Consider the following 22440-nt stretch of genomic DNA (forward strand, 5'->3'; position numbering starts at 1 on the left):
ATGGCTACAATGGAACCGCAGATTTAGAAATGTGATTCCCGTTTTCAGTAGGTCATTATGAGCGCCGAAGTTATCACCGTTGTTTGTAAGTGCGGCCAAGGTTTTCGAGTCAAGTCCGCAGCGATTGGGCGTCAAGTGAAATGCCCCAAATGCAAAACGGCTTGCCAAGTGGTCGCTCCACCGGAAACCACGCAGACAAAGACGGCCAGCTCGGAATCAGGGGCGCAAGACGCAGGCGGCATTCCCGTGGTGAAAGGGGACAAGCAACCACCGACGCGGTGGCAAGGCGAGATTCCCGATTTCAGCGGCTCGGCAAAAAAAGCGACCCCGGCTCCCTCGATCGTGACCGCAAAGGGAGGAAGTTCCCAGACCACTCCGCCCAAGATCGTAATGGAAGGAAGCAAATCTGACGCGATCGAAATTCCCAAACTGGCTCCTGCGAATACTGAACCCGACAGCAACGACGTGCCCGAGTTTGCTGCCGACGAGCTTTCAATCGAATCGGACAACGATTCCGCCGCAGTAAAAATTGATGCAGCGAAAATCGATACTGGGCCCGAGTTTGCCGCAACGTCTAGCGGATCAGGAGCATCTGCTTCTACAAGCCCCAACGCAGCGACTGCGGGGGGTGGTGGCACTCCGCATGCGACACCCCCGGCGATGAATCCGTACACGACGTCGGCCGAACCGACTCAGACGGTATCGCATACGAGTCTGCCACTGGAACGCAGCTATCCAATGTTAGAGTTGATCCGAAAACTTTACTTTGGCTTAGCGTGTCTCATTCTGGGACTGGCGGTCATCTACACTTTAGTGATTCCAGTGTTGGGAATGACGCAAGAAGGTGTTGCGGGGCTGTTCGCTGGCTTATTGACAGCGGTGCCTATATTAATCATGTCGGCGATCTGGTCGGCTACCCTGCTGGCCGCCTCCGAAGTGATCAAGCTATTTTTGGATATTCAATCCAACACCTTGGTGACCGCAAACGCAGTGCAACCGCGATAACTGTAACTCTATCTCTTTGCGTGCGATGTATTGCCTGGTTTCTACGAGTCCGAAACTTGCCTGGGCCCGTTTATTCCCTGGGCCCGTTTAGTTGGACTCTGCCGTTTCGGCTTTCAGCTGGGCAACGCGTTGGCACCACTTCTTTGCTAATTCATCGAGATGATCGATTTGCTGTTGGCTAATCAGTTCAGGTGATTCGGCATTCCTTTCCATCTCGGCGGCGGCTTCGACGTCCTCGTCACTTGCCACATAGCGAAAACAAGACTTCAGCGTATGAGCGGAGGTTCGCAATGTACGTATATCCTTTGTTTGTGACGCCGTGCGAATTCGGCTGATCAAAAGCGGCACCTCTTCCAGAAACGCGTCGCTGATCGCAATCAACGTTTCTTTGTGATCGCCGGCATGCCCGCTCAGCTGTGCACGCCAATCATGGGAGGGGGATTGTGATTCGTCCATACCTTGGAACCTTTGTGGGAGTTAATTCATTATCAGCGGAGCACCGGCCGCAGCTTCCAACCTTTACCGTCGTGCATGAAGCTCCGTCCGCAACTTGGCTGCATCTCTATTGTCGCCGGTCCTTGAGGCAAGTTGAACCCCCGAAATGCAATCTTGGTGTTTACAAAGAGGCAACGAGCGATCCGCCTACGCAAACGACGGACGGTCAGTTTGCGATCCAAGGTTCAAGCTATTTGCAAGTCGACGGATCAGCACCTCAAAGGCGAGATTCGCAGTCGCAAGGACTCAAATCGGGGGGGACTCAGCGGTATTATCGTCACGACCGTTTCGATTGGCAATTTTATCCAATCGTTATGGCTTCCGCGTTCGGACTTTTTTGACTCGGACGAATCGTATCGTACTTTCAAAGTGTAAAGAGTGAGCGAATCAAAGTTGGTTCGCTGCCAGGACGAAGGTTTGCATGTGTGTGCAAGTCATCAGATCTGGTCGGCCTTGCTCCGTGACAAAGGCAAACCGTTCGAGAGGACGGGGCGCAAAACCACGGGTCCGTGAGTGATACGTTGGATCGGTTTCCGATCGAAAGTATTGCTTCAGGATTGCCAGGTTGCCACGGAAAATCGATTGCTCGAGAGTTTATCTCTTGGCATTCGGTGCACCAAGGCACGTCAGACGAAAGTCGGAGACGAGGCTGCCCTTGCATTGAACGCATTCACGTCGAATACGTTCGTATTTTTAGCATCGTCGTGAGTCATCTGTTAACGATGATTCACATCTCACTCGCGAGGAGAGAGACATGAAGAATTTCGCTACCAGTATCGTAAACTTCCTGAAAGAAGAAGACGGACCAACAGCTGTTGAGTACGCCGTTATGTTGGCTTTGATTATCGTCGTTTGTTTGGTTTCGGTCGGCTCGATCGGTACCGCTGCGAACACCAAGTTCGAAGCTGTAGGCAACGCCATCTCCGGCGGTGGATCCTAGTCGTTTGCCGAATTCGTTCGGCTAACAAACAATTCGTCGCATTGTCCGGCACAGATCGCGATTTCGCGGTCTGTGTCGGCTGCGTCGATTTTTGCAGTTGATAAAACAAGTGCTACGCAACGCTTTCGTAACATTTCCAAGGGCCATGTCTCCCGAAGTCTAAGCCCAAAACAACCTTATTTCGTTCGCTACCCCGATGATTCGGGAGGCTAAAAACCGATGAACTACCCACTGATTCCCGCCGATGCGGCCGCGTATGCCTGGCAGCTTTCCTGCTGTTTGGTCACGCTTCTGTTCGCGATGTTTAGTTGGTTGATTGGCCCTCGCTGACGAAACAATCGCTTCGCACCCGAGCGTCTAGCAGGCTCCCAACGCTCTGCATGCTCTGTACCGCGACCGAAAAAGCTTACTCACAAAACATATTACGGGGATAGACACATGGATACTTTGTTTCACACGGTGGTTGACCACTGGATCGTCTGGTTTGTCACGATTGTACTCGTCGTTGCAGCAGTAATCGACGGCGCAATTTTGAAGGTGCCAAACTGGTTGACCTTTCCCTTCATCATCAGCGGTTGGGTTTACTGGACGATCTCCGGTGGATTTGCTGGATTGGGTTATAGTCTGCTAGGAACCTTCGTTGGCATGATGTTGCTACTGGTTCTTCGCAACGTTGGTGGCATGGGGGCAGGTGACGTCAAGCTGCTCGCTGGTGTTGGCGCTTGGCTCGGCACGATCGTGACCCTTTGGGCATTTGCTTACACCGCGATCGTCGGCGGCGTTATGGCAGCTTTCATGATCATGGCAAGCGGCAACTGGTTCAAGCATTACGCAATGGCACGACAAATCCTTGAGGAATGGAAGACGGTTCGAGACCCTTCCAAACTGGCTGCGATTGCTCGTGAGCGAAAACCCACAATGAAGTTATTGCCTTATGGCATCCCAATGGCTATTGGCTCGATCGCCTACTTCGCGATCGCTGGAATGTTGCTCTAAGAAAAAATGAACCAATACCAAGGGAGTGCATTTGGCGCTTCCTTGGTTTTTTGTGATTGATTTATTAAGGAAAGCCCACTTCACCAGGGGCAGTGCTGCCTGTTTTTTCCAGACCACTAGGGGAATGCTCGCAAGCCGTTTCGAGGGGCATTGCGTCCGAGAATATCAAGATTTCGCGGGCACGCGATGAAGCAAAAACAGCCGTTACAAATCACCAAATGTTAATCCAGGTGGTTTGCGTCAACTTTTCCAAATGCACTGGTCGTACTAGCCCTCTAGTATCGGTTGCAGCGATCGCTCCTGCTGAACCGAAAACCCATGTGAGTCGGAACATACGGGCTAAGCCGAATTCGACATCCTACAATCGTTCTGACGAACGACTGCTCCTTTTCAGGCACGTCTGAATAGCCATGCGAAACAAATCACTCATTCTGCTTCTAGCTTGCGTTTGCGGTACCATTGCAGCCGTTGGCATCAGCCAATGGATGCAGGCTCGCGGAACCACGGGCGAAGCTGCACCTACCGTCGATATTTTTGTCGCTGCGAAAGCGATTGACATTGGCGAGCAAGTCACTGCTGACAAAATTCGGCTTGAGGCGTGGCCCGCCGATCGTATTCCCGAGGGAGCCGTGGGCGACCTTGGATTGCTTGACGGCAAATTCGCCAGGCAAAAGTTTTATGCCGGCGAAGCAGTCATGCCGGTCAAATTAATGGACACTAATACCGCAATGGCCCCCAAGGGGTACAGCGTCGTAGCGATGCGAGCGGATGCCGAGAACAGCATTTCTAACTTGGTTCAACCTGGAGACCGCGTCAATGTGATGGCGTTCTTTACGAAAAGCGAATTGATTCCTCGCACCATGACCAAAACGGTTTTGACCGGCGTTCGCGTTTTTGCGATCGACGGCAACACCGATCGGCTTGAAGGGGATGCGAAACTAACTGCGGCTCGTACGATTCAACTATCCATTCGCAGCGACGACGTTGACGCTTGGACCTACGCCAACGAACTTGGGAAAATACGTTTGAGTCTTGGCAACCCCGGCGACTACGAAGAACCCACATCCGACGAAGGACCGAGCAAAGCAGCTCAATCCTTCCTAAAGTGGCTTGCAGATTACCAAACTGCCCAGGATCTTCGCCGCGAGGAAATGAGAGAGCCAGTGGCTGCACCGCCGGTGACCCCCGTACCTGTCGCAGCACCGAAAAAACGCAAAGATGGATTCGAGATGATCAAGATGGTCGAAGGCCGCATGATTAAGTATTGGGTCGTTCCGAATGAAGTTCCTGTTGTCATGAGTGACACGGGTGCTACGGACGGCAGCGGACAAGAGGCGACCGAAACGGAAACGACTTCACAATCGGATCCGTCGCACACCGACGGGAATGCTGCGGGCAAACGTCCGCCAGCAGGATCCGGCGACTACAGTCACCTCAACGGAGCCGACAGCCCGTTCTTTGAGCCCTCCGGCGAACGTGCAACGTCGACGTCCAGTTACTAGAACTATGATGAGAGAAAAGTCGTTGCACCTGAGGGCAAGCGGTACCCAAAGTCGTTCGACTTTTCTAAAAGCGTGTTTGAAAATCTTTACCTGAGAACTTGTTACTCGTTACTGCCTGAATTGATTGTCCAAAGCACAGATGCTTTCTAAAATCATAGTTGGCTTCGCCAATCACCAGGCCTTCGCAAGGATGCTTTCGCGATGGAAATGAACTGTTGGACAACCAAGTCCACCGCATCTCTGATGCTGATGATGGGCCTTGTGTTAACTGCCCCCATGTCTGCTGCAAAAGCAGACGGGCCGGTTCAGTTGACATCGAACCAATCAATGGCAGCACACAGTATTTCTCAGACTGTTGAACGTTTTGAGATGCTGGTCAAAAGCAGTCGAATTTTGACACTCGAAGATCGAATTCCAAAATTCCAAGTGCATAACGAGGAAGTGATTGGAGCGACACCGGTTTCGCAAAATCAAATTCAGATTTTCGCGAAGGTGCCAGGAACGACTCAGTTGAATCTCTGGGACACCAACGACAAACTTTACACGGTTGACGTCACGGTGCTTGCCGATGCACGCGAAGTCGAAGGGATCTTAAGTTCCCAACTTCCATTCGCATCGCTCAAGGTCATGCCAATCAACGACAGTGCCATTGTTTCGGGAACGGTCACCAGCGTCGATGACGTTGACCGTGCCGTTTCGATTGTTGAGCAGTTCTATTCAACGGTGGTCAACAACATCAAGGTCGTTGGCGTACAGCAAGTGCTGTTGCATACGAAGATTATGGAAATTTCGCGTACGAAATTCCGTGACCTTGGTATCGACTTGGCGATTCTTGACTCGGGTAACCTGTTTGTGAACGCTCCCGGTGGCTTGATCAATGCCTCGGCGAGCACAATCGCTGGCGGTGTTGTTCATTCCACAGACCAAGCTAACGCAAGTGTCTTGACTGGTGACTTCCGAGCATTGATTAAAGCCCTTCGCCAAGACGACTTAGTCAAACTGCTTGCGGAACCGACCGTGGTCGCAACTCATGGGCGGCCCGCTCGCTTCATCGTCGGGGGTAAAGTTCCTTACATTGTTCCTTCGGGCAACGGTGCGGTATCGGTTCGCTATGAAGAGTACGGCACTTCGGTCGACTTCCTGCCCTTCGTGGTAGGTCCCGGTCGCATTCGATTGGAAGTTCGTCCGGAAGTGAGCGAGGTCGACGCGTCGCGTTCGATCATTAATGATTCGACCCAAGTGTTCGCGTTCACGCATCGCTATGTAGAAACCGCAATCGAGTTGCAGGCAGGTCAGACGTTTGCCTTGGCCGGTTTGTTGCAGACACGTACAGAATCGACCCGTCAAGCGACACCGTTCTTTGGCGAACTGCCTTATATCGGAACGTTCTTTCGACGCGTCAAAGAACGTCGCAACGACATTGAATTGCTTGTAACGGTGACTCCGGAAGTGGTTGCTGCGATGGATCCCTGTGAAGCCCCTACCGGCGGCCCTGGTTTGAATTCCATGTCGCCTAACGACAAAGAGTTCTACCTTCGAGGCTTCCTGGAAGTACCAAACATGAAGGGTGACAACTGCGGCGAAGAGATTAATGGCTACAACGGTGTCCAAGGCTTTAGTGCCGCCCCTGCGTACGGTGGACAATTCCTCGGTGGCAATCCGAATGGATTCGACCAAGAAATCTTGGGGAACCCAAGTATTCCACAGGGAGCAATTGTGCCAAGTGCAACTCCTACCGTCATCGGCGATGGCGTGACAGTGATGTCACCTCAAAACTAAATGGACGTCAATGCAAGGGTCGTGTTAGACCCTCGCATGATTGATAGAGCGACAATTCAGTCGCGATGCGAAATTCATTTTGAATTAATGTCAGTGGATAAGTCGTCATGAGTAATGTTCTAAGAATTGCCCTTGTAGATCCAAACGATACCTCCCGCAATCAGCTTAAAGGGATGCTCGTAGGGATGGACACGGTGTGGCTTGAAGCAGATTGCTCTCGCTATGAGTTCTATCCTGATGTGGTGGAGCAAACGAATCCCGACGTGGGTGTGGTTGCGCTTGATGCCAATCCGGACAAAGCAATCGAGTTGATCCAGCGTCTTGCAACCTCCTCGCCCGATACGTCATTGTTAGCCGTCAGCGAAAGCACCGATGGTCATATGATTCTGCGTACAATTCGCGCAGGAGCGAAAGAGTTTGTGACGTTGCCGCTGACCAAAGAAGAACTCAGCAGCACTCTGGATCGCATCAGCCATCAAAAGTTCGGTGCGAGCGAAGGAGGCAGTCGCCCGTGTGAAGTGTTCGCCATCGCTGGTGCTACCGGTGGTGTGGGAACAACAAGTACCGCGGTAAACCTAGGCTGTGTCCTAGCCTCGAATCCTCAAAACAGCGTCGCGTTGGTCGATCTCGACCTTGCGTTGGGGGATGCAGACGTCTTTTTAGATTCGATCCCGGACTACACGCTCGCCGATGTTGTGCAAAACATCGCTCGATTGGACATCCAACTGCTCAAGCGTTCGTTGACAAAACATAGCAGCGGATTGTACCTGTTGCCTCGGCCTGTCGAACTTCACGACACCGAATCGATCAACGGCGATAGTATCCGAAAAGTGATCGGACTACTCAAGGCCTCGTTCACGCACCTCGTGATCGATCTTTCGAAAACATACAGCCAAGTTGACATTGCTGCGATGCAATGTGCGTCTCGAATCATCCTGGTCACGCAGCTCGACTTGCCGTGTTTGCGGAACGTCGTGCGTTTGATGATGAGTTTTGAAGAGATGGACAACCTGCATGACAAGGTGGAAATCATTGTCAATCGCGCAGGCTTGGATTCAGGTCAAATCAGCTTGAAGAAAGCCAAAGAGACACTTGGACGCGATATTTTTGCGTTGCTTCCCAACGACTACCGCACCATGGTGGAAGTTCGCAACAACGGCGTTCCTTTGATTGTTCAGGCTCCCAAGGCCGCGATCACTCAATCGATCCGAGATCTTGCGGAAAAACTTGAAAACAAAACGCCTGCTACAAGCGAAGAGAAAGAACCCGCTGAAAAGCCAGTCGCAAACAAGTGGAAAAAATTCTGGCCGGGTACAGCGAAATCCTAGACTTCCCCAGAAAACTAGTCTTCCCAAATCGGGATGACTAGAGATCTGCGTGCAAGTCGCTGGTAGATGGTACGTTTCTTACGATTGGACCCAGTTCAACAAGGTGCGAACCATGACACCACTGGCTCCGGCGTCTCGATGCGGTTTGGATGAATCGTTAAACGCGGGCCCCGCAATGTCGATGTGAAGCCAAGGGGTGTCGCCGACGAAGTTTTCGAGGAACTTTGCCGCCGTGATCGCGCCTCCCCAGCGTCCCTCGCCCACGTTCTTGATATCAGCCACCTTGCTTTTGACCTTCTCGTCATAAAGGTCGAACATCGGCAATTGCCAAACCGGCTCGCCTTCTTCATTGGCCGCTTGGGAAACTGCATCACAAAGAGGTTGATTGTTGGTCATCAACCCAGCAACTTCCATCCCAAGTGCGACCATGCATGCCCCCGTCAACGTGGCAAGATCGACGATACTCGACGGAGCGTTCTCGACGGTAACGTCCAGGGTATCGGCCAACACGACGCGTCCTTCGGCATCGGTGTTCAGGATCTCGATCGTCTTGCCGTTACGTGTTTTGATCACGTCACCCAGTTTATAGCTTGTGCCGCTGATCATGTTCTCGGCCAACCCACACACGCCGATCACGTTTCGTTTGACACCGAGTTGCGCCACCGCTTGCATCACGCCAAGCACCGTCGCTGCCCCAGCCATATCGCATTTCATGTCAACCATCCCGTCGCCTGGTTTGATTGACAAACCGCCACTGTCAAACGTGACCCCTTTGCCAACGATTGCGAGCGGGGCTTCGTCACCACCGCCTTGGTGACGTAGGATGACGATTCTTGGAGGACGAGCGGAACCCGCGCCCACGGCAAGGATCGCTCGGCAACCTTCGGCTTCGAGTTTCTTCTCGTCCCAGACTTCGATGCTCAATCCTGACTTTTCTGCGACCTCACTCGCTCGTGCCGCGAAGGATTCAGGATAGATCACACCAGCGGGCTCGTTGACCAGTCGCCGTGTTTGGATGATCGCTTGTCCGATGATCTGGCCCCGATCAATCGCATCCTGTGAAATCCCCGAAAAATGAATCGCCTCAGGAACATGGACGCTCGGATCGGAATGGTAAATCGCCAAGTTTTCACAGGCACTGATCGCACCTGCAACAAGTGCATCGTGGGTCGTCGGATCGAAATCCTCACCAAGTGCGATATCAACACGTGCAAGGGAATTGTTGTTGATGGCACGAATCGCAGTGGCAGCGATTTCAAAAGCAGCAACGCGACTATTTCGCGTGTCGTCGCCGGTACCTATTAGCAGCACAACGGGTGGGGCATCCGAGACCGCGGGGATCAACTTGTTGACTTTGCCGCGTTTGGATGAAATGGTATTTCGATTCCGCAAACGGTCGATCCAACCATCCCCCGCCTTGTTTAGCCGATCCAAGGTTGCTGAGCTCTCTTGCTTAGCCGAGACTCCTACGATCAGCACGTCGGTGGTCGCATCCGATGCATCGGTGAGTCGGTTGACGTGGGGCGAAGGAAGGGGAAGACTTTCAAGCATCGAATTTCAGGGGTTTGTAAGGCAATGGAAGGCCGGCACATTCCATGTGCCGGCGAGTTGCGATGCCGGTCACAGCTCGCAATCAATGGGTGTTAGTCTAAAGACATTGCGACGGTTATCCTAGCTGGGCATGATTCCTCGTATCTTATCCGTTCGATCAATTCATCCGATTCCACTTGCTCGCATTGAAAGCTAATTGTGAAGCACCGTAGCACCAAAGACGTTGTTGAAGATTTGCGTCGTGACGGGCGTTTGATCGAAGTCACTGATCCGGTCGATCCTTGCCTCGAGATGGCTGAGATCCAACGCCGAGTCTACGCACGGGGGGGACCGGGACTCCTTTTTTCGAATGTGGTTGGTTCGCGTTTTCCGATGGCGTCCAATTTGTTTGGCACGCTTGAACAAGCTCGCTATCTGTTTCGCGACACTCTCGAATCCGTCCGCCGTTTGATCGAAATCAAACTCGATCCCTCGGCACTTCCCAAACGACCACTGCGTTATGCCGGTGTCCCTTGGACCGCAATGCATACACTGCCCAAAGCGGTTTCGGGGGGAGCGGTGATGGCCAATCGATGCAACGTTACCGATTTGCCGCAACTGAAATGCTGGCCCGATGATGGCGGTGCATTCGTTACGTTGCCGCAAGTTTTGAGTGAGGACCCTCGCTCGCCCAAAGATTTGATGAAGGTCAATCTTGGCATGTACCGCATCCAGCTCTCAGGAAACGAATACGAACCGGATCAAGAGATCGGATTGCATTATCAAATCCATCGCGGGATCGGAGTTCATCATCGCGCGGCGCTCGATCGCAGCGAACCTTTGCGAGTGGCGATTACGGTCGGCGGTTCACCCGCGATGACGCTCGCCGCGGTGATGCCATTGCCCGAAGGATTGACCGAGTTGATTTTTGCCGGTGCACTCTCGGGGCGACGGATGCGAATGGTGCGAGGCAACCACGCACCGGTCTATGCCGATGCCGACTTTGCAATCGTAGGCACGATCGACCCAACGCGAACAAAACCCGAAGGTCCGTTCGGAGATCATCTCGGATACTACAGCTTGGAGCACCCGTTTCCGCTGATGCATGTCCAGCATGTGTGGCACCGCAAAGATGCGATTTGGCCGTTTACTGTGGTGGGGCGACCGCCTCAGGAAGACACCACGTTTGGTCAATTGATTCACGAACTGACCGATCCGATCATTCCTACGGTGATTCCGGGGGTGAAAGCGGTTCACGCCGTTGATGCGGCCGGAGTTCACCCGTTGCTGCTGGCAATCGGCAGCGAACGTTACATGCCGTACCTTGAGCGTGCGGAGCCGCAAGAGCTGTTGACTCAGGCCAATGCGATCCTCGGCAATGGCCAACTTTCGCTTGCCAAGTATCTGTGGATCACCGATGATCCGTCGGACAAACTTGATATCCATCACATCGAACCGTTCTTTCAGCACATTCTCAGGCGAGTCGATTGGCGGCGTGACCTGCACTTCCAAACACGAACGACCATCGACACGCTTGACTACAGCGGCAGCGGGCTAAACCAAGGTTCGAAACTCGTCATCGCTGCAACAGGTAATCCCGTTCGTGAACTTACCAGCGTGTGGCCTAGTGACGTCGTGTTGCCAGAGCCGTTTTCGCAGCCTCACTTGGTGATGCCGGGAGTCTGGGCGATCCGATCGCCCTCGTATTCGAGCGAAACCAATCGCAACGAGATTAAACTGCTCGCTGAAGCGATCGAGCGAAGCGATTCGCGAAAGGATTTGATGATCCTGACCTTGGTCGACGACAGCTCGTTTGCTGCCGCATCGCTTCCGAACTGGTTATGGACCACGTTCACTCGTAGCAATCCAGCAGTCGATGTATCGGGCGTTGGCGCATCGATCGTCGACAAGCACTGGGGCTGTGATGGGCCGCTAATCATCGATGCGCGGGTCAAGCCAAGGCATGCGCCGCCGCTGATTGAAGATCCTGAAATCACCGCCAAAGTCGATGCGAGAGCCTCAAGAGGCGGTCCGCTAGCAAAGTTCCTGTAAGGCTTTTCGCAAGTTTCCAACGGAACACTGCGTGATTTGAGCTCAAAGCAAGCCACTCGCCGACGTTCGTATTGTCATGCTATCGCTTGCTTCGTAGGATTGCGGAATGCAACGGCCTACCCCCAAACTACCCCGTGGCGACGACATGGAAGTGAACACGGCGCAGTGGATCGAACAACAGACGAGGCGATTGGATTCCCAGCCGATCGTGGGTTACATCGCGGGTGAACCGGCGGCCGCAGAGCCGACCGCATTTGCCGCGTTGGCCGCAATGGCTCTTGATCGAGGCGGGGCTGCAGCAACCGCGTGTCGACGACTGCTAGATGCCCAACTTGATGACGGTTCGGTCGCAGTTTGGCTTGATGACAAGGGGCCTTTCTGGCCGACATCGCTTGCTTGCGTCGCTTGGCGGTGCTTTGAAAAACAATGGCCCGACGATGCAAAATCGTGGTGTCGCGATGCCTATCACAAAGGGATGGATTACTTGCTGAATTGCGGCGGCGAAAAGATCGCGCGCAATGAAATCATTGGTCATGACACTCAACTCGTCGGTTGGCCTTGGGTGTTGGGGACCCATTCATGGCTTGAACCAACGGCGATGGCGCTGCTCGCGATGCGTCATTGTGCTCGCGAAAATCATCCACGCGCGATCGAAGCAACGAAATTGCTTCTAGACCGTCAATTGCCATCCGGAGGCGCCAATTATGGAAACACGTTTGTGCTGGGGCAAACATTACGTCCACACGTTTTGCCCAGTGCCATGTGTGCGGTCGCCCTTCACCGCATCACGCCCATGCCCGATCCGCTTGACGCAACGGTGCGTTACCTGCAGCAAGAATTGAACCGCCCAATGGCTGCAACGTCATTGGCATGGACGATTCATGCTTTGACCTCGGCGAGCTGGGATGCCGAGAACGGCTTCGAGCTCGAGTTCGACTGGCCGCTGCGTTTGGCGATTGAGCGATTCGGGGTTACCGGCGAGAATCCTCATCGGCAAAATCAATTGATGTTAGCGGCGCAGTTTCGCGAGTCACCGCTGCTCGACTTGCCACCGCTGCAAGTCGCTAAACCTACGGAAGGGGCCGTCAAATGAGTCAATCCAAGGATCCGATCCAGCCGATCACCCAGCAGGACCGTCGCGGCTTTCTTGTGTCGGGAGCCGTCGTGGCCGCTGGCGCTGCGGGCGTCGCGTACTGGAACCGGAAATCGCTGCCGAACCAGGCTGTGTTTATCGCCCGCAATCAGAAATATGACGGCGAGCTTGTACGTACGATTCGCGAAGGGTTAATCGCATGCGAATTCGATCCGCAATCGGTCTCGGGCAAACGCGTGCTGTTGAAACCGAACCTTGTCGAACCATCGCGACTCGCGCCCCACATGACCACTCACCCGGCGATGATTCAAGCGGCCGCGGAAGTGTTTCGTGGCTGGAACGCGGAGGTCACGGTCGGTGAAGGCCCCGGGCACGTTCGCGACACCGAGCAAGCATTGCTCGATTCGGGTGTGATGGAAGCATTGCTGGACTCGAAACTTTCCTTTGCTGACCTGAACTACCAAGCGGTTCGGGCGGTCGGAAACGTGGGACGTGCCTGTGATTTGAAACAGTTCTATTTCCCACAGGCCGTGATCGAAGCAGACTTGGTCGTCAGCATGCCAAAGATGAAAACGCATCACTGGATGGGAATGACCGGAGCGATGAAGAATCTGTATGGCGTGATCCCGGGCTGCAAATACGGTTGGCCCAAAAACGTCCTGCACTTCAACGGCATCCCGCAAACCGTGTTCGACATTAATTCATCGGTGGGACGCACGATTACGATTGTTGATGGCATCGATTGCATGGAGGGCGATGGTCCGATTTTGGGAACGAAAAAGTCGATGGGATTGGTGTTGGTGGGCCAAAATCTGCCCGCCGTTGACTCCACGATTTGCCGGATCATGGATATCTTACCTGAGCGTATTCCGTATCTTGCACTCGCAGCCGACAAACTTGGGCCGGTGAACGAATCCCAAATCACCCAACGTGGCGAATCGTGGCGTCCGCTGGTCGATCCGTTTCTGCTTCTCGATCGCGATCACTTGCGGAAATTGCGAGCCGCGAAAACTCACTTCGTTACCTGAAAACAGCATGACACTACCCGAGCTCCCCACCCCGCATCCGCAGTCCGATTCATTATCGCGTGTTTTTCAATGCAAAAATCCTGTCGCTTTGATCACCGGCAGCGGCGCACCGCGAGTCGGTCGTGCGGTCGCAATGTGGTTGGCGGAACTGGGTTGCCGCATCGCCTTGCATGCAAACACCAGCACGGATGAAGCCTCGGCGGTGGCCCAGGAAATCGAGCAACGGTTCGGCACTGAAACAATCGTGACCTGCGGCGGGCTCGAGCAAGACGGGGTGGCGGATCGCATTGTCGAAGAGACGCAATCGAAATTCGGTCGAGTCGACGTGTTGGTCAATTCCGCTGCGATTTGGCAGCCGACTCGGTTAGAAAAAGTGACGCCCGCAGAGGTGCGACGCTATTTCGACATCAATGCGGTCGGCTCATTTTTGTGCGCACGAGCAGCCGGATTGATCATGGTGACACAACCCGCCGGCGGTTCGATTGTCAACATCGGTGACTGGGCAACCGTGCGTCCGTACCTCGATCATGCGGCCTATTTCCCCAGCAAAGGCTCGATCGAAGTTATGACCCGATCACTTGCGGTTGAACTAGGGCATCGCAATCCGCGGGTCCGTGTAAATTGTATTCAACCTGGGCCGGTGTTGCTCTCGGATGACCTGAGCGATTCACAACGCAAAGCCATCGCAGCGAGCACGTTGGCCGGCCATATCGGTGCCCCCGAAAACATCGCTCACGCAGTGCAGTTTTTATGCGAGAACAATTTTGTCACCGGAGTTTGCTTGCCGGTGGACGGCGGGCGAAGCATCTTTGCCCCCGATGGTTTGCAAGTCGGAATGAACACCGGTTAAGAGCATCGGTCGGAAAAACAATCCTGTAGGCTCAGCCGATATCTGGATACTTCGCCAGCAGACTGTCGCGTGCATCGCTTAACACAATTCCTGCTGCTTCCTGCTGCCTCAGAACGCGATCGGTTTCCTTGAGGCGAATGGCGCGGACGGCCGCATCGGCGATTCGCTGGCCTCGCCACAGAATGCCGACGTAAATGGTGCCATCAATCTGCGGCGGCGCATCGGGGCCAAGATGACCTGTCACCGCAACGGCTAGAGCTGCCTCGGGTGTTTTCTCGAGCACGTTCTTGGCAAGCTCCATCGTCACCAACGCACTGACCGCGGTGTGCTTTTCGATCAAACTTGTCGAAATATTCAACCACTGCGTTTTCGTTTGCTCGCGATACACGACCGCAGAACCGCACAGCCAATTGGAAATCCCCGGCACTGACGCCAACGATGCGGATACCAGCCCCGCAGTGCAACTTTCCGCGAAAACGATTCGCGTTTCGGTTCTCGCAAGTCCATCCGCTAAATCGCCTGCAATTTTCTGGTTATCCATCGAGCAATTTCATCAGTGCGTAATAGGATTCGACACATAGATCGAGTGACGCCGCCCCAAAAGGCCAGCGGTTTAGCCCAGTGACCAACCGGCACGAGGTTCACGCCGGAGAAACGGTTCGGCTTCGGGACAGCCAACACATTCCATTTTCTTGCGGTCCCAAGTGATTTTCTTACCGACACGGTAGGCCACATTGCCAAGATGGTTGGCTTCGGTCAACGGGCCAGCATACGTGGCAAACGGGCTGCCGGTTTCACCTTCACCGCGACACGCACGCAGCCATTCTTCGTGATGCCCCGGCGAATCGGGAATAAAAGGCTCCGGGCGTTTGAAGTCGGCAAAGTCGGACTCGGGTAACAGAACATGTTTTCCATAGTCAGACAGCAACATGCCTTTGCTGCCGACAAACAAAACGCCGCTGCCCCATTGTGGAATTGCCTTTTGGGTCCACAGCTCAGGCTTGTGAGTTCCCTGGTACCAAGTCAACGTGACGGGCGGCAATTTACCCCGTTTCTCGTATTCGTAGACCGCCGTCATTGATGCCGGAGCGATTTCGGGATGCGCCGGAAGCCCAAACGACTCCACCGACTTAGGTGCATCAAGTTTCAACGCCCAAAACGGCAGATCATTCCAGTGGGATCCAAGGTCCGACATCGTCCCGTTGCCAAAATCCCACCAACGATACCAATTCGGGCCTGGGAAATAGACGTTATGGAACGGGCGCTGTGGCGCGGGGCCAAGCCAAAGGTCCCAATCGATATGAGCCGGAGGCTTCATCGACTCTTTAGGACGATTGTCGACAAACAAACGGTCACCATGCTTCGCCGCATCGGCTTCGGATTGGTACCCCCAAGCTCGGGAAACCCAGACGTGTGCCTCGCTGACATCACCGATCGCCCCGCTTTGAATCAACTCAACCACGCGGCGGTAATTTCCAGATGCATGGATTTGTGTACCCATCTGGGTGACGACGCCTGCGTTGGCCGCCGCTTCGGCGATGCGGCGTGTTTCGTAAACGTTGTAGGCAAGCGGTTTTTCGCAATAGACATGTTTTCCAAGCTGCAGCGCAGGCATCGTCGCATAGGCGTGAGTATGTTCCGTCGTGCTAACGACGACAGCGTCGATGTCGTTTCCGATCACATCGTACATCTTGCGAAAATCAGAAAACTTCTTGGCTCCAGTGAATTTTGTTGCTGCGTGATCAACAAACCTTGAGTCAACATCGCACAACCCCACGACATCCACGGCGCCACTCGCCGAGATCGCGGAAAGATTCGCACCGCCGCGACCACCGACCCCCACAAACGCGACCTTCATGCGATCGTTTGGGGGGAAAGCCAGCAAGGACCTTGGTGTCGCGATCGCAGCAGCGCCCGCGATGGTGCCGGCAAGCAGATTTCGGCGACTCAAACGCAATGGTTGGTTCATGGGATCACTTTCTCATTTGGAAGGAAGGAAGGAGCAATGAGGTGGGATCGCAACGAGCCGCGAAAACGATGTTGCAACTGAATGCAATGACATTGCTATTTAAAATAACGGGGCTATTAAAAATAACGGGGCCGTTTCGAATCACTTGCCCGGATGCGATTTGGGTAGGTAGCGAAAGCCATTGTAGCCGCCGCAACTGGCCTCAGGGGGCCGAGTTGCAGCAATTTCACAAAGCTCTCTGCTTAAACCACAGCCGCATGTGACTCGTTCGGAGTTTGGCTACCACTCCAAAACGTAAGCGAACACCAGTGGAGCGACGATGGACGCATCGCTTTGCACCATAAATTTCGGAGCTTCCGGTTCAAGTTTGCACCAAGTAATTTTCTCATTCGGCACCGCTCCGCTGTATCCGCCAAAACTGGTGACCGCGTCGCTGATTTGACAGAAATAGGCCCATAGCGGGATATCGAGCTTCAGATCCTGGATCATCAGCGGGACCACACAAATGGGGAAGTCACCTGCGATTCCGCCACCGATTTGGAAAAATCCGATCGGACTGTGCTTGGACGTCTCGCTGTACCAGCGAATCAGTTTTTCCATCTGCATCGTGCCGGACGCGATCGCTTGATGGTTTGCCACCTTGCCCTCATAAACGCGAGCCGCGTAGATGTTGCCGAGCGTCGAGTCCTCAAGACCTGGGACGATCACTGGGATGCCCGCGTCTTTTGCAGCGGCGACCCAGCTGTTTTCGCGAGGAATTTGGTAGTGCTGGACCAAATCTTCATCATCCAATAGGTCGAACATGAATTGGGCCGGCATCCTCATCTCTTTTTTCTCGGCAGCCTCCTGCCACATCACCAACAGCTTGCTTTCAATGTGCCGCATCACCGTTTCAGGGATACAGGTGTCCGTGACGCGGTTGAACCCTTCGTCGCGAAGCTTGACCTCGTCTTCGACCGACAGGGCACGCCAATCTTCGATGATTCGGTACTCGTCGTGGGCGACGAGATTAAAGATGTCCTCTTCCAGATTCGCAGCGGTACAGGTAATCGCATGGACTTTGCCTTGCCGGATCATTTCGGCAAGTGAAATTCCCAGCTCGCCCGTACTCATTGCTCCCGCCAGAGTGACCATCATCTTGCCGCCGTTTTCCGGAGCGACGAACTCGCGATAGCTTTTTGCTGCACTTAAGGTTTCGCGTGCGTTGAAATGGAGAAAATTCTTTTCAAGGAATTCAGATACGTTCACAGTAGGGTTTCTTGTTAAAGCGTCGCGGAAACGGGATGGGTGAAATTGACCAACGCGAAAGATTCTAGCGAGTAACCGGCCACTGCCGTAGCCAAAGTGGTGATGACTTTCGCTGAACGCAGATTTTTCGAGGGCAGCCGATTTTCAAAGGACAGCAAGAGCGATAGCGATCGCTACATCCTGTAATTAGTCGAGTCGATCGGGGGGGAGTAGGTTCCTGAGGGCCGGCCGTCCTGCAGCGAACAAAGCGGTCCCTGAGCACTTTTTCTTGTTGTTTTCACAGTCAAAACAGGGGCATTGCCGAGCGGGGCCGGACTGGGGTATCTGCATTTGGATGGCCCCCTCTGGTTGCCGCAACCTATTTCACAGGCAAGGGTTAGGTGCATTTTTACGATTAGCTGAGGCGTTGGCAGGCGTGCGTAGCATTATTCGGGCCAAAAAGATTGACTTGCCCTTTTCGGAAATCGAGCGATCTGATAGGGTTTGAGGGTGATCACCGGTGTAATTGTTGCGTTTTGCGTCCAAATCCTTCTGCTTGACCGTTTTCCTGGGAATGTTGGCCCACAAAAACGGCGAATTCTCTTCGTCCATCCTCGATGTTTTTCTCGGGCTGATGGTTTGCGCTAAACGTGCTGATACACACCGGCAGTCGCCTTTTGCAACTGTTCCGATTCTCTCACTTTCCAAAAGCAACTGCTTTCCCGAGTGAGTCATTGTTCAGTTCAATCGAACCGTTTGATTGAAAAGCGCCTCTGCTACCTCACTCGCGCCCGCCAAATATTGGCCTCCTAAGGAGCTTTCACCGAAGATGGCAACTACGACCATGCGTCGCCTCGAACCTACTAGCGTTCGACACTTTGGAACTGGACTTTCCACTTTTGAACTACCTGACCTTACTGCCCTGCAAACCGTGTCATATGCGGCGTTCCTGCAAGAGGATCGTGAGCCTCTGAATCGGGAAAATGACGGTCTGGAAAGTGTTCTGCGCGAGATTTTCCCGATCTCAAGCTATGACGGCAACATTACGCTGGAATATCTTTACTATGAACTCGGCAAACCACGCTATACCAGTCAGGAATGTCGCCAACTGCGTCTGACTTATGGTCGGCCGCTGCGAATTTGGTTGCGTCTGAACCGCGAAGAACCCGTCGAAGAAGAAGTGTATCTCGGCGACCTGCCAATCATGATGGGCGGAGGCGAGTTCATCATTAATGGTGCTGAACGCGTTGTCGTATCCCAATTGCACCGTAGTCCCGGCGTCGACTTTGTTCTCGAACAAGACACGACGACGGACCGCAAGCTGCCAAGTTGCCGTGTGATTCCTGAGCGTGGCTCGTGGATCGAAGTCAACGTCACTAAGAAAGACGCGTTGACCGTCCGTATCGATCAAAGCGGCAAGTTTGCTGCCACGACCTTGCTTCGCGCGATGGACCCTCGCTACTCGACTGATGCCGATTTGTTGGCAGCGTTCTACGAAACCACCGAGTACAAGATCAGCGGCGGCAAGAGTGCTGCGAAAATCGAAGGCAAAATCGCCGTCGACGATGTGATCTATCCTAGCGATTCGGATCGTGCCGGCGAAATCATCGTCGAAGCGGGCCACAAGGTCACCAAAGAAGTTGCTGAAACCATCTGCACCGCTGGCGTTACCAGTATCGAGTGCATGGAATCGCCGAAGATTCCGTTGATCTTCAACACGTTGATGGACGACAATACCGCCAGCCACGAAGAAGCGTTGCTTCGTATTTACCAACGCCTTCGTCCGGGTAATCCGCCACAATTGGAAAAGGCTCGCACCTTGTTCCAGGAAAAGTTCTTTGACGAGAACCGATATCGCTTGGGTAAAGTCGGTCGTTTCCGCTTGAATCGCAAGCTCAAGCTGGGCGTCGATGAAAATATCATGACGCTTCGTCCAGACGACATGATCTCAGCAATCAAGTACTTGATTAACCTGTTTGATCCTGACAGCGGCGCTGAAATCGACGATATCGATCACCTCGGCAACCGTCGTCTGCGAACCATCGACGAATTGGCTAGCGAAGAACTCCGCAAGGGATTCTTGAAGCTGCGTCGTACGGTACAAGAGCGAATGAGCATCAAAGATGCTCAGGACATGTCGCCTCGTTCGCTGATCAACCCCAAGAGCGTCTCCGCAGCGATCGATTACTTCTTCGGTCGTGGTGAACTATCTCAGGTGGTTGACCAGACGAACCCGTTGAGCCAATTGACGCACGAACGACGTCTGTCAGCACTGGGCCCTGGTGGTTTGAACCGAAAGCGTGCGGGCTTTGAAGTTCGCGACGTTCATATTTCTCACTACGGTCGTATTTGCCCAATTGAGACCCCTGAAGGTACGAACATTGGTTTGATCAGCTCGCTTGCGATCTACGCTGGCGTGGACAGCTACGGCTTTTTGGTCACACCGTACCGGTTGATCAAAGAGGGCAAGGTCGTTGACCAAGTCGTGTGGTTGCGAGCGGACGAAGAGAGCGAGTCGTACGTGGCTCCGGCGGACACCGAAGTGGTTGACGGTGCTTTGGTTGCTGGGCCTAACATGATTGCTCGCTTCCGAAGCGACTTTGAAATCGTGCAACCGGAACAGGTCGATTACATGGACGTCGCGCCTAGCCAAATGGTAGGTGTTTCGGCCGGTTTGATTCCGTTCCTCGAGCATGATGATGCGAACCGTGCTTTGATGGGTTCGAACATGCAGCGTCAAGCTGTTCCTTTGTTGGTGGCGGAACCACCGATCGTAGGAACCGGAATGGAACGCGAAGTCGCGCGTAATAGTGCGATGGTCGTTCGTGCACGCCGCAGCGGTAAAGTGACTTATGCGGATTCAACACGAATCGAAGTTGGCAGCGATCATTACGACCTGAAGAAATACCAAGGTCTTAACGAACGTACCTGTTTGAACCAAAAACCAATCGTGAACGTTGGTGACAAGGTCGAGCAGAATCAAATCATCGCGGACGGTGCCGCCACGCGTAATGGCGAATTGGCACTCGGACGGAATGTATTGGTCGGCTTTATGTCGTTCGATGGTTTCAACTACGAAGATGCGATCATCATCAGCGAAGAATTGGTTCGCAATGACACCTACACTTCGATCCACATCGAAGACTTTGATGTCGAAATTCGCGAAACCAAACTGGGACGCGAAGAGTTCACCCGCGACATTCCCAATGTGTCCGAAAAGGCACTTCGCAATCTTGACGACTCCGGAATTGTCAACGTCGGAACGTATGTCAAACCAGGCGATATCCTGGTCGGCAAAGTAAGTCCGAAGAGCAAGACCGAACTGACACCCGAAGAAAAACTGCTTCACGCTATCTTTGGACGTGCTGGCGAAGACGTCAAAAACGATTCGCTCGAAGTTTCGTCGGGAATCGAAGGGATCGTCATCGATACCCAGAAATTCTCGCGTCGCATGAGCTTGTCCGAAGACGAGCGAAAGGTATTCGAAGCCGAATTGAAGGCCGTCGAAAGCGAAGGCAACTCCGAAGTCGCGAGCACCTTTGAGTCGCTCGTTCGCGAAATGGAAGAAGTCGCCAATGTGAAGCTGAAGGATGCCACCGGCACTCCTCTGGCCGATGGTCAAGATCCTAAGTTTGTTGCCGAGCGAGCGACTTCGTTCCGACTGGATCACATCTTGGATCAGATCAAAGACGAAGCAAAGAAGAAGGAAGTTGAGAACGTTCATACTCAGCAATGGGCGAACGTCGAAGCTGCCATTGACGCTCGTGACCGTAAACTCAACAGCATGAAGCGTGGTGACGAACTACGCAGCGGTGTGCTGCAGATGGTCAAGGTCTACGTCGCCACCAAGCGTGTTATCAGCGTCGGTGACAAGATGGCCGGACGCCACGGTAACAAGGGTGTGATCGCGAAGATTCTACCGATCGAAGACATGCCGTTCTTGCCTGATGGAACTCCGATCCAAATCATGCTCAATCCGCTGGGTGTACCTAGCCGTATGAACGTGGGTCAGATTCTCGAAACTCACCTTGGTTGGGCAGGTGCGAAGCTTGGCTTCCAAGCACTGACACCTGTCTTCGACGGTGCAAGCGAAGAGGATATCAATCAGTGTCTTGCGGACGCCGGGCTGCCGGCTCACGGTAAGATTCGGTTGACCGACGGACGCACCGGAGTTCCGATGGAACAAGAAACGACCGTGGGTTACATCTACATGCTGAAGCTGCATCACCTTGTTGATGACAAGGTGCACGCACGAAGCACCGGACCTTACTCATTGATCACCCAGCAACCTCTTGGTGGTAAGGCTCGCTTCGGCGGACAGCGTTTTGGAGAAATGGAAGTTTGGGCACTGGAAGCTTATGGTGCCGCTTACATTCTGCAAGAACTGTTGACCGTCAAGAGCGACGATGTCGAAGGCCGTACCAAGATTTACGAGTCGATGGTCAAGGGCGAAAACACATTGGAAGCGGGCACACCTGCGAGCTTCGACGTGTTGACGAACGAGATCCGCGGCTTGGCACTCAACATGCAGCTTGAGAAGCGACCGATTTAAGAGAGGTATTAGGTAATCGGTTTTCGTTAGCAGCCCTTCGTTGGCTGCTGCGGACCGTGTCCTCTCTCGTTTTGAAACCGGAGCCTGCTGGCTT

General features: G+C 53.6%; 17 protein-coding genes and 1 riboswitch. Of the genes, 11 read left to right on the forward strand and 6 right to left on the reverse strand.

What is annotated here, in order from left to right; translation table 11 throughout:
- Nucleotides 1–57: 57 nt before the first annotated feature.
- Nucleotides 58–1005: a hypothetical protein gene (locus tag SH528x_RS06950; RefSeq protein WP_442509792.1), complete on the forward strand. Its 948-nt coding sequence runs from the start codon at nt 58–60 to the stop codon at nt 1003–1005.
- 87 nt (nt 1006–1092) lie between these two features.
- On the opposite strand, the gene SH528x_RS06955 is transcribed toward SH528x_RS06950, so the two are convergent.
- On the reverse strand, nt 1093–1461 hold the full coding sequence (locus SH528x_RS06955) for an Hpt domain-containing protein (protein ID WP_442509793.1): 369 nt from the start codon (nt 1459–1461) through the stop codon (nt 1093–1095).
- Between the two features lie 497 nt (nt 1462–1958).
- A riboswitch (cyclic di-GMP riboswitch) is annotated at nt 1959–2073 on the forward strand.
- A 181-nt stretch (nt 2074–2254) separates the two neighbouring features.
- On the opposite strand from SH528x_RS06955, the gene SH528x_RS06960 reads away from it, so the two are divergent.
- From SH528x_RS06960 to SH528x_RS06980, 5 genes are all read left to right on the forward strand, one after another.
- Entirely contained in the window at nt 2255–2440 is a 186-nt protein-coding gene (locus SH528x_RS06960; protein WP_442509794.1) for a Flp family type IVb pilin, read from the forward strand.
- Nucleotides 2441–2878: 438 nt separating this feature from the next.
- On the forward strand, nt 2879–3436 hold the full coding sequence (locus SH528x_RS06965; RefSeq protein WP_442509795.1) for an A24 family peptidase: 558 nt from the start codon (nt 2879–2881) through the stop codon (nt 3434–3436).
- 410 nt (nt 3437–3846) lie between these two features.
- On the forward strand, nt 3847–4938 hold the full coding sequence (gene cpaB / locus SH528x_RS06970) for a Flp pilus assembly protein CpaB (protein WP_442509796.1): 1092 nt from the start codon (nt 3847–3849) through the stop codon (nt 4936–4938).
- A gap of 201 nt (nt 4939–5139) precedes the next feature.
- Complete coding sequence (locus SH528x_RS06975) at nt 5140–6717, forward strand: type II and III secretion system protein family protein (RefSeq protein WP_442509797.1); 1578 nt, start codon at nt 5140–5142, stop codon at nt 6715–6717.
- 107 nt (nt 6718–6824) lie between these two features.
- Entirely contained in the window at nt 6825–8045 is a 1221-nt protein-coding gene (locus SH528x_RS06980) for a nucleotide-binding protein (protein ID WP_442509798.1), read from the forward strand.
- Nucleotides 8046–8123: 78 nt separating this feature from the next.
- On the opposite strand, the gene SH528x_RS06985 is transcribed toward SH528x_RS06980, so the two are convergent.
- The gene (locus tag SH528x_RS06985; RefSeq protein ID WP_442509799.1) at nt 8124–9596 is read right to left on the reverse strand and encodes a leucyl aminopeptidase; all 1473 of its coding nucleotides are present in this window, start codon (nt 9594–9596) and stop codon (nt 8124–8126) included.
- A gap of 198 nt (nt 9597–9794) precedes the next feature.
- On the opposite strand from SH528x_RS06985, the gene SH528x_RS06990 reads away from it, so the two are divergent.
- The 4 genes from SH528x_RS06990 to SH528x_RS07005 all read left to right on the forward strand — a co-directional run bounded on the left by SH528x_RS06990 (nt 9795) and on the right by SH528x_RS07005 (nt 14598).
- The gene (locus SH528x_RS06990) at nt 9795–11627 is read left to right on the forward strand and encodes a UbiD family decarboxylase (protein ID WP_442509800.1); all 1833 of its coding nucleotides are present in this window, start codon (nt 9795–9797) and stop codon (nt 11625–11627) included.
- A gap of 106 nt (nt 11628–11733) precedes the next feature.
- On the forward strand, nt 11734–12720 hold the full coding sequence (locus SH528x_RS06995) for a hypothetical protein (RefSeq protein ID WP_442509801.1): 987 nt from the start codon (nt 11734–11736) through the stop codon (nt 12718–12720).
- Nucleotides 12717–13748 carry a DUF362 domain-containing protein gene (locus SH528x_RS07000; protein WP_442509802.1) on the forward strand — a complete coding sequence of 344 codons (1032 nt, stop codon included), beginning with the start codon at nt 12717–12719 and terminating at the stop codon, nt 13746–13748. Before SH528x_RS06995 ends, SH528x_RS07000 begins: the two co-directional genes overlap by 4 nt.
- A 7-nt stretch (nt 13749–13755) precedes the next feature.
- The gene (locus SH528x_RS07005) at nt 13756–14598 is read left to right on the forward strand and encodes an SDR family NAD(P)-dependent oxidoreductase (RefSeq protein ID WP_442509803.1); all 843 of its coding nucleotides are present in this window, start codon (nt 13756–13758) and stop codon (nt 14596–14598) included.
- Between the two features lie 31 nt (nt 14599–14629).
- Here SH528x_RS07005 and SH528x_RS07010 read toward each other — a convergent pair whose 3' ends face one another.
- The 4 genes from SH528x_RS07010 to SH528x_RS07025 form a co-directional block, all read right to left on the reverse strand.
- Nucleotides 14630–15139, reverse strand: coding sequence for a CinA family protein (locus tag SH528x_RS07010; protein WP_442509804.1), 510 nt, complete (start codon nt 15137–15139; stop codon nt 14630–14632).
- A gap of 72 nt (nt 15140–15211) precedes the next feature.
- Nucleotides 15212–16567, reverse strand: a complete 1356-nt coding sequence (locus SH528x_RS07015; RefSeq protein WP_442509805.1) for a Gfo/Idh/MocA family protein — start codon at nt 16565–16567, stop codon at nt 15212–15214.
- 279 nt (nt 16568–16846) lie between these two features.
- The gene (locus tag SH528x_RS07020; protein ID WP_442509806.1) at nt 16847–17815 is read right to left on the reverse strand and encodes a deoxyhypusine synthase family protein; all 969 of its coding nucleotides are present in this window, start codon (nt 17813–17815) and stop codon (nt 16847–16849) included.
- A gap of 363 nt (nt 17816–18178) precedes the next feature.
- Nucleotides 18179–18529 (reverse strand): hypothetical protein, encoded by a 351-nt coding sequence (locus SH528x_RS07025; RefSeq protein WP_442509807.1) that lies wholly within the window; start codon nt 18527–18529, stop codon nt 18179–18181.
- Between the two features lie 94 nt (nt 18530–18623).
- On the opposite strand from SH528x_RS07025, the gene rpoB reads away from it, so the two are divergent.
- Entirely contained in the window at nt 18624–22346 is a 3723-nt protein-coding gene (rpoB, locus tag SH528x_RS07030; RefSeq protein WP_442509808.1) for a DNA-directed RNA polymerase subunit beta, read from the forward strand.
- The last annotated feature ends 94 nt before the right edge of the window (nt 22347–22440 follow it).

Origin of the sequence: Novipirellula methanifontis (assembly GCF_052161655.1) — a bacterium.
Lineage (GTDB): Bacteria > Planctomycetota > Planctomycetia > Pirellulales > Pirellulaceae > Novipirellula.

Bases quoted from the DNA above. Each gene is read 5' to 3' on its own strand.
- SH528x_RS06950 (WP_442509792.1), top strand. From the start codon at position 58: ATGAGCGCCGAAGTTATCACCGTTGTTTGTAAGTGCGGCCAAGGTTTT.
- SH528x_RS06955 (WP_442509793.1), bottom strand. From the start codon at position 1,461: ATGGACGAATCACAATCCCCCTCCCATGATTGGCGTGCACAGCTGAGC.
- SH528x_RS06960 (WP_442509794.1), top strand. From the start codon at position 2,255: ATGAAGAATTTCGCTACCAGTATCGTAAACTTCCTGAAAGAAGAAGAC.
- SH528x_RS06965 (WP_442509795.1), top strand. From the start codon at position 2,879: ATGGATACTTTGTTTCACACGGTGGTTGACCACTGGATCGTCTGGTTT.
- cpaB (WP_442509796.1), top strand. From the start codon at position 3,847: ATGCGAAACAAATCACTCATTCTGCTTCTAGCTTGCGTTTGCGGTACC.
- SH528x_RS06975 (WP_442509797.1), top strand. From the start codon at position 5,140: ATGGAAATGAACTGTTGGACAACCAAGTCCACCGCATCTCTGATGCTG.
- SH528x_RS06980 (WP_442509798.1), top strand. From the start codon at position 6,825: ATGAGTAATGTTCTAAGAATTGCCCTTGTAGATCCAAACGATACCTCC.
- SH528x_RS06985 (WP_442509799.1), bottom strand. From the start codon at position 9,596: ATGCTTGAAAGTCTTCCCCTTCCTTCGCCCCACGTCAACCGACTCACC.
- SH528x_RS06995 (WP_442509801.1), top strand. From the start codon at position 11,734: ATGCAACGGCCTACCCCCAAACTACCCCGTGGCGACGACATGGAAGTG.
- SH528x_RS07000 (WP_442509802.1), top strand. From the start codon at position 12,717: ATGAGTCAATCCAAGGATCCGATCCAGCCGATCACCCAGCAGGACCGT.
- SH528x_RS07005 (WP_442509803.1), top strand. From the start codon at position 13,756: ATGACACTACCCGAGCTCCCCACCCCGCATCCGCAGTCCGATTCATTA.
- SH528x_RS07010 (WP_442509804.1), bottom strand. From the start codon at position 15,139: ATGGATAACCAGAAAATTGCAGGCGATTTAGCGGATGGACTTGCGAGA.
- SH528x_RS07015 (WP_442509805.1), bottom strand. From the start codon at position 16,567: ATGAACCAACCATTGCGTTTGAGTCGCCGAAATCTGCTTGCCGGCACC.
- SH528x_RS07025 (WP_442509807.1), bottom strand. From the start codon at position 18,529: ATGACTCACTCGGGAAAGCAGTTGCTTTTGGAAAGTGAGAGAATCGGA.
- rpoB (WP_442509808.1), top strand. From the start codon at position 18,624: ATGGCAACTACGACCATGCGTCGCCTCGAACCTACTAGCGTTCGACAC.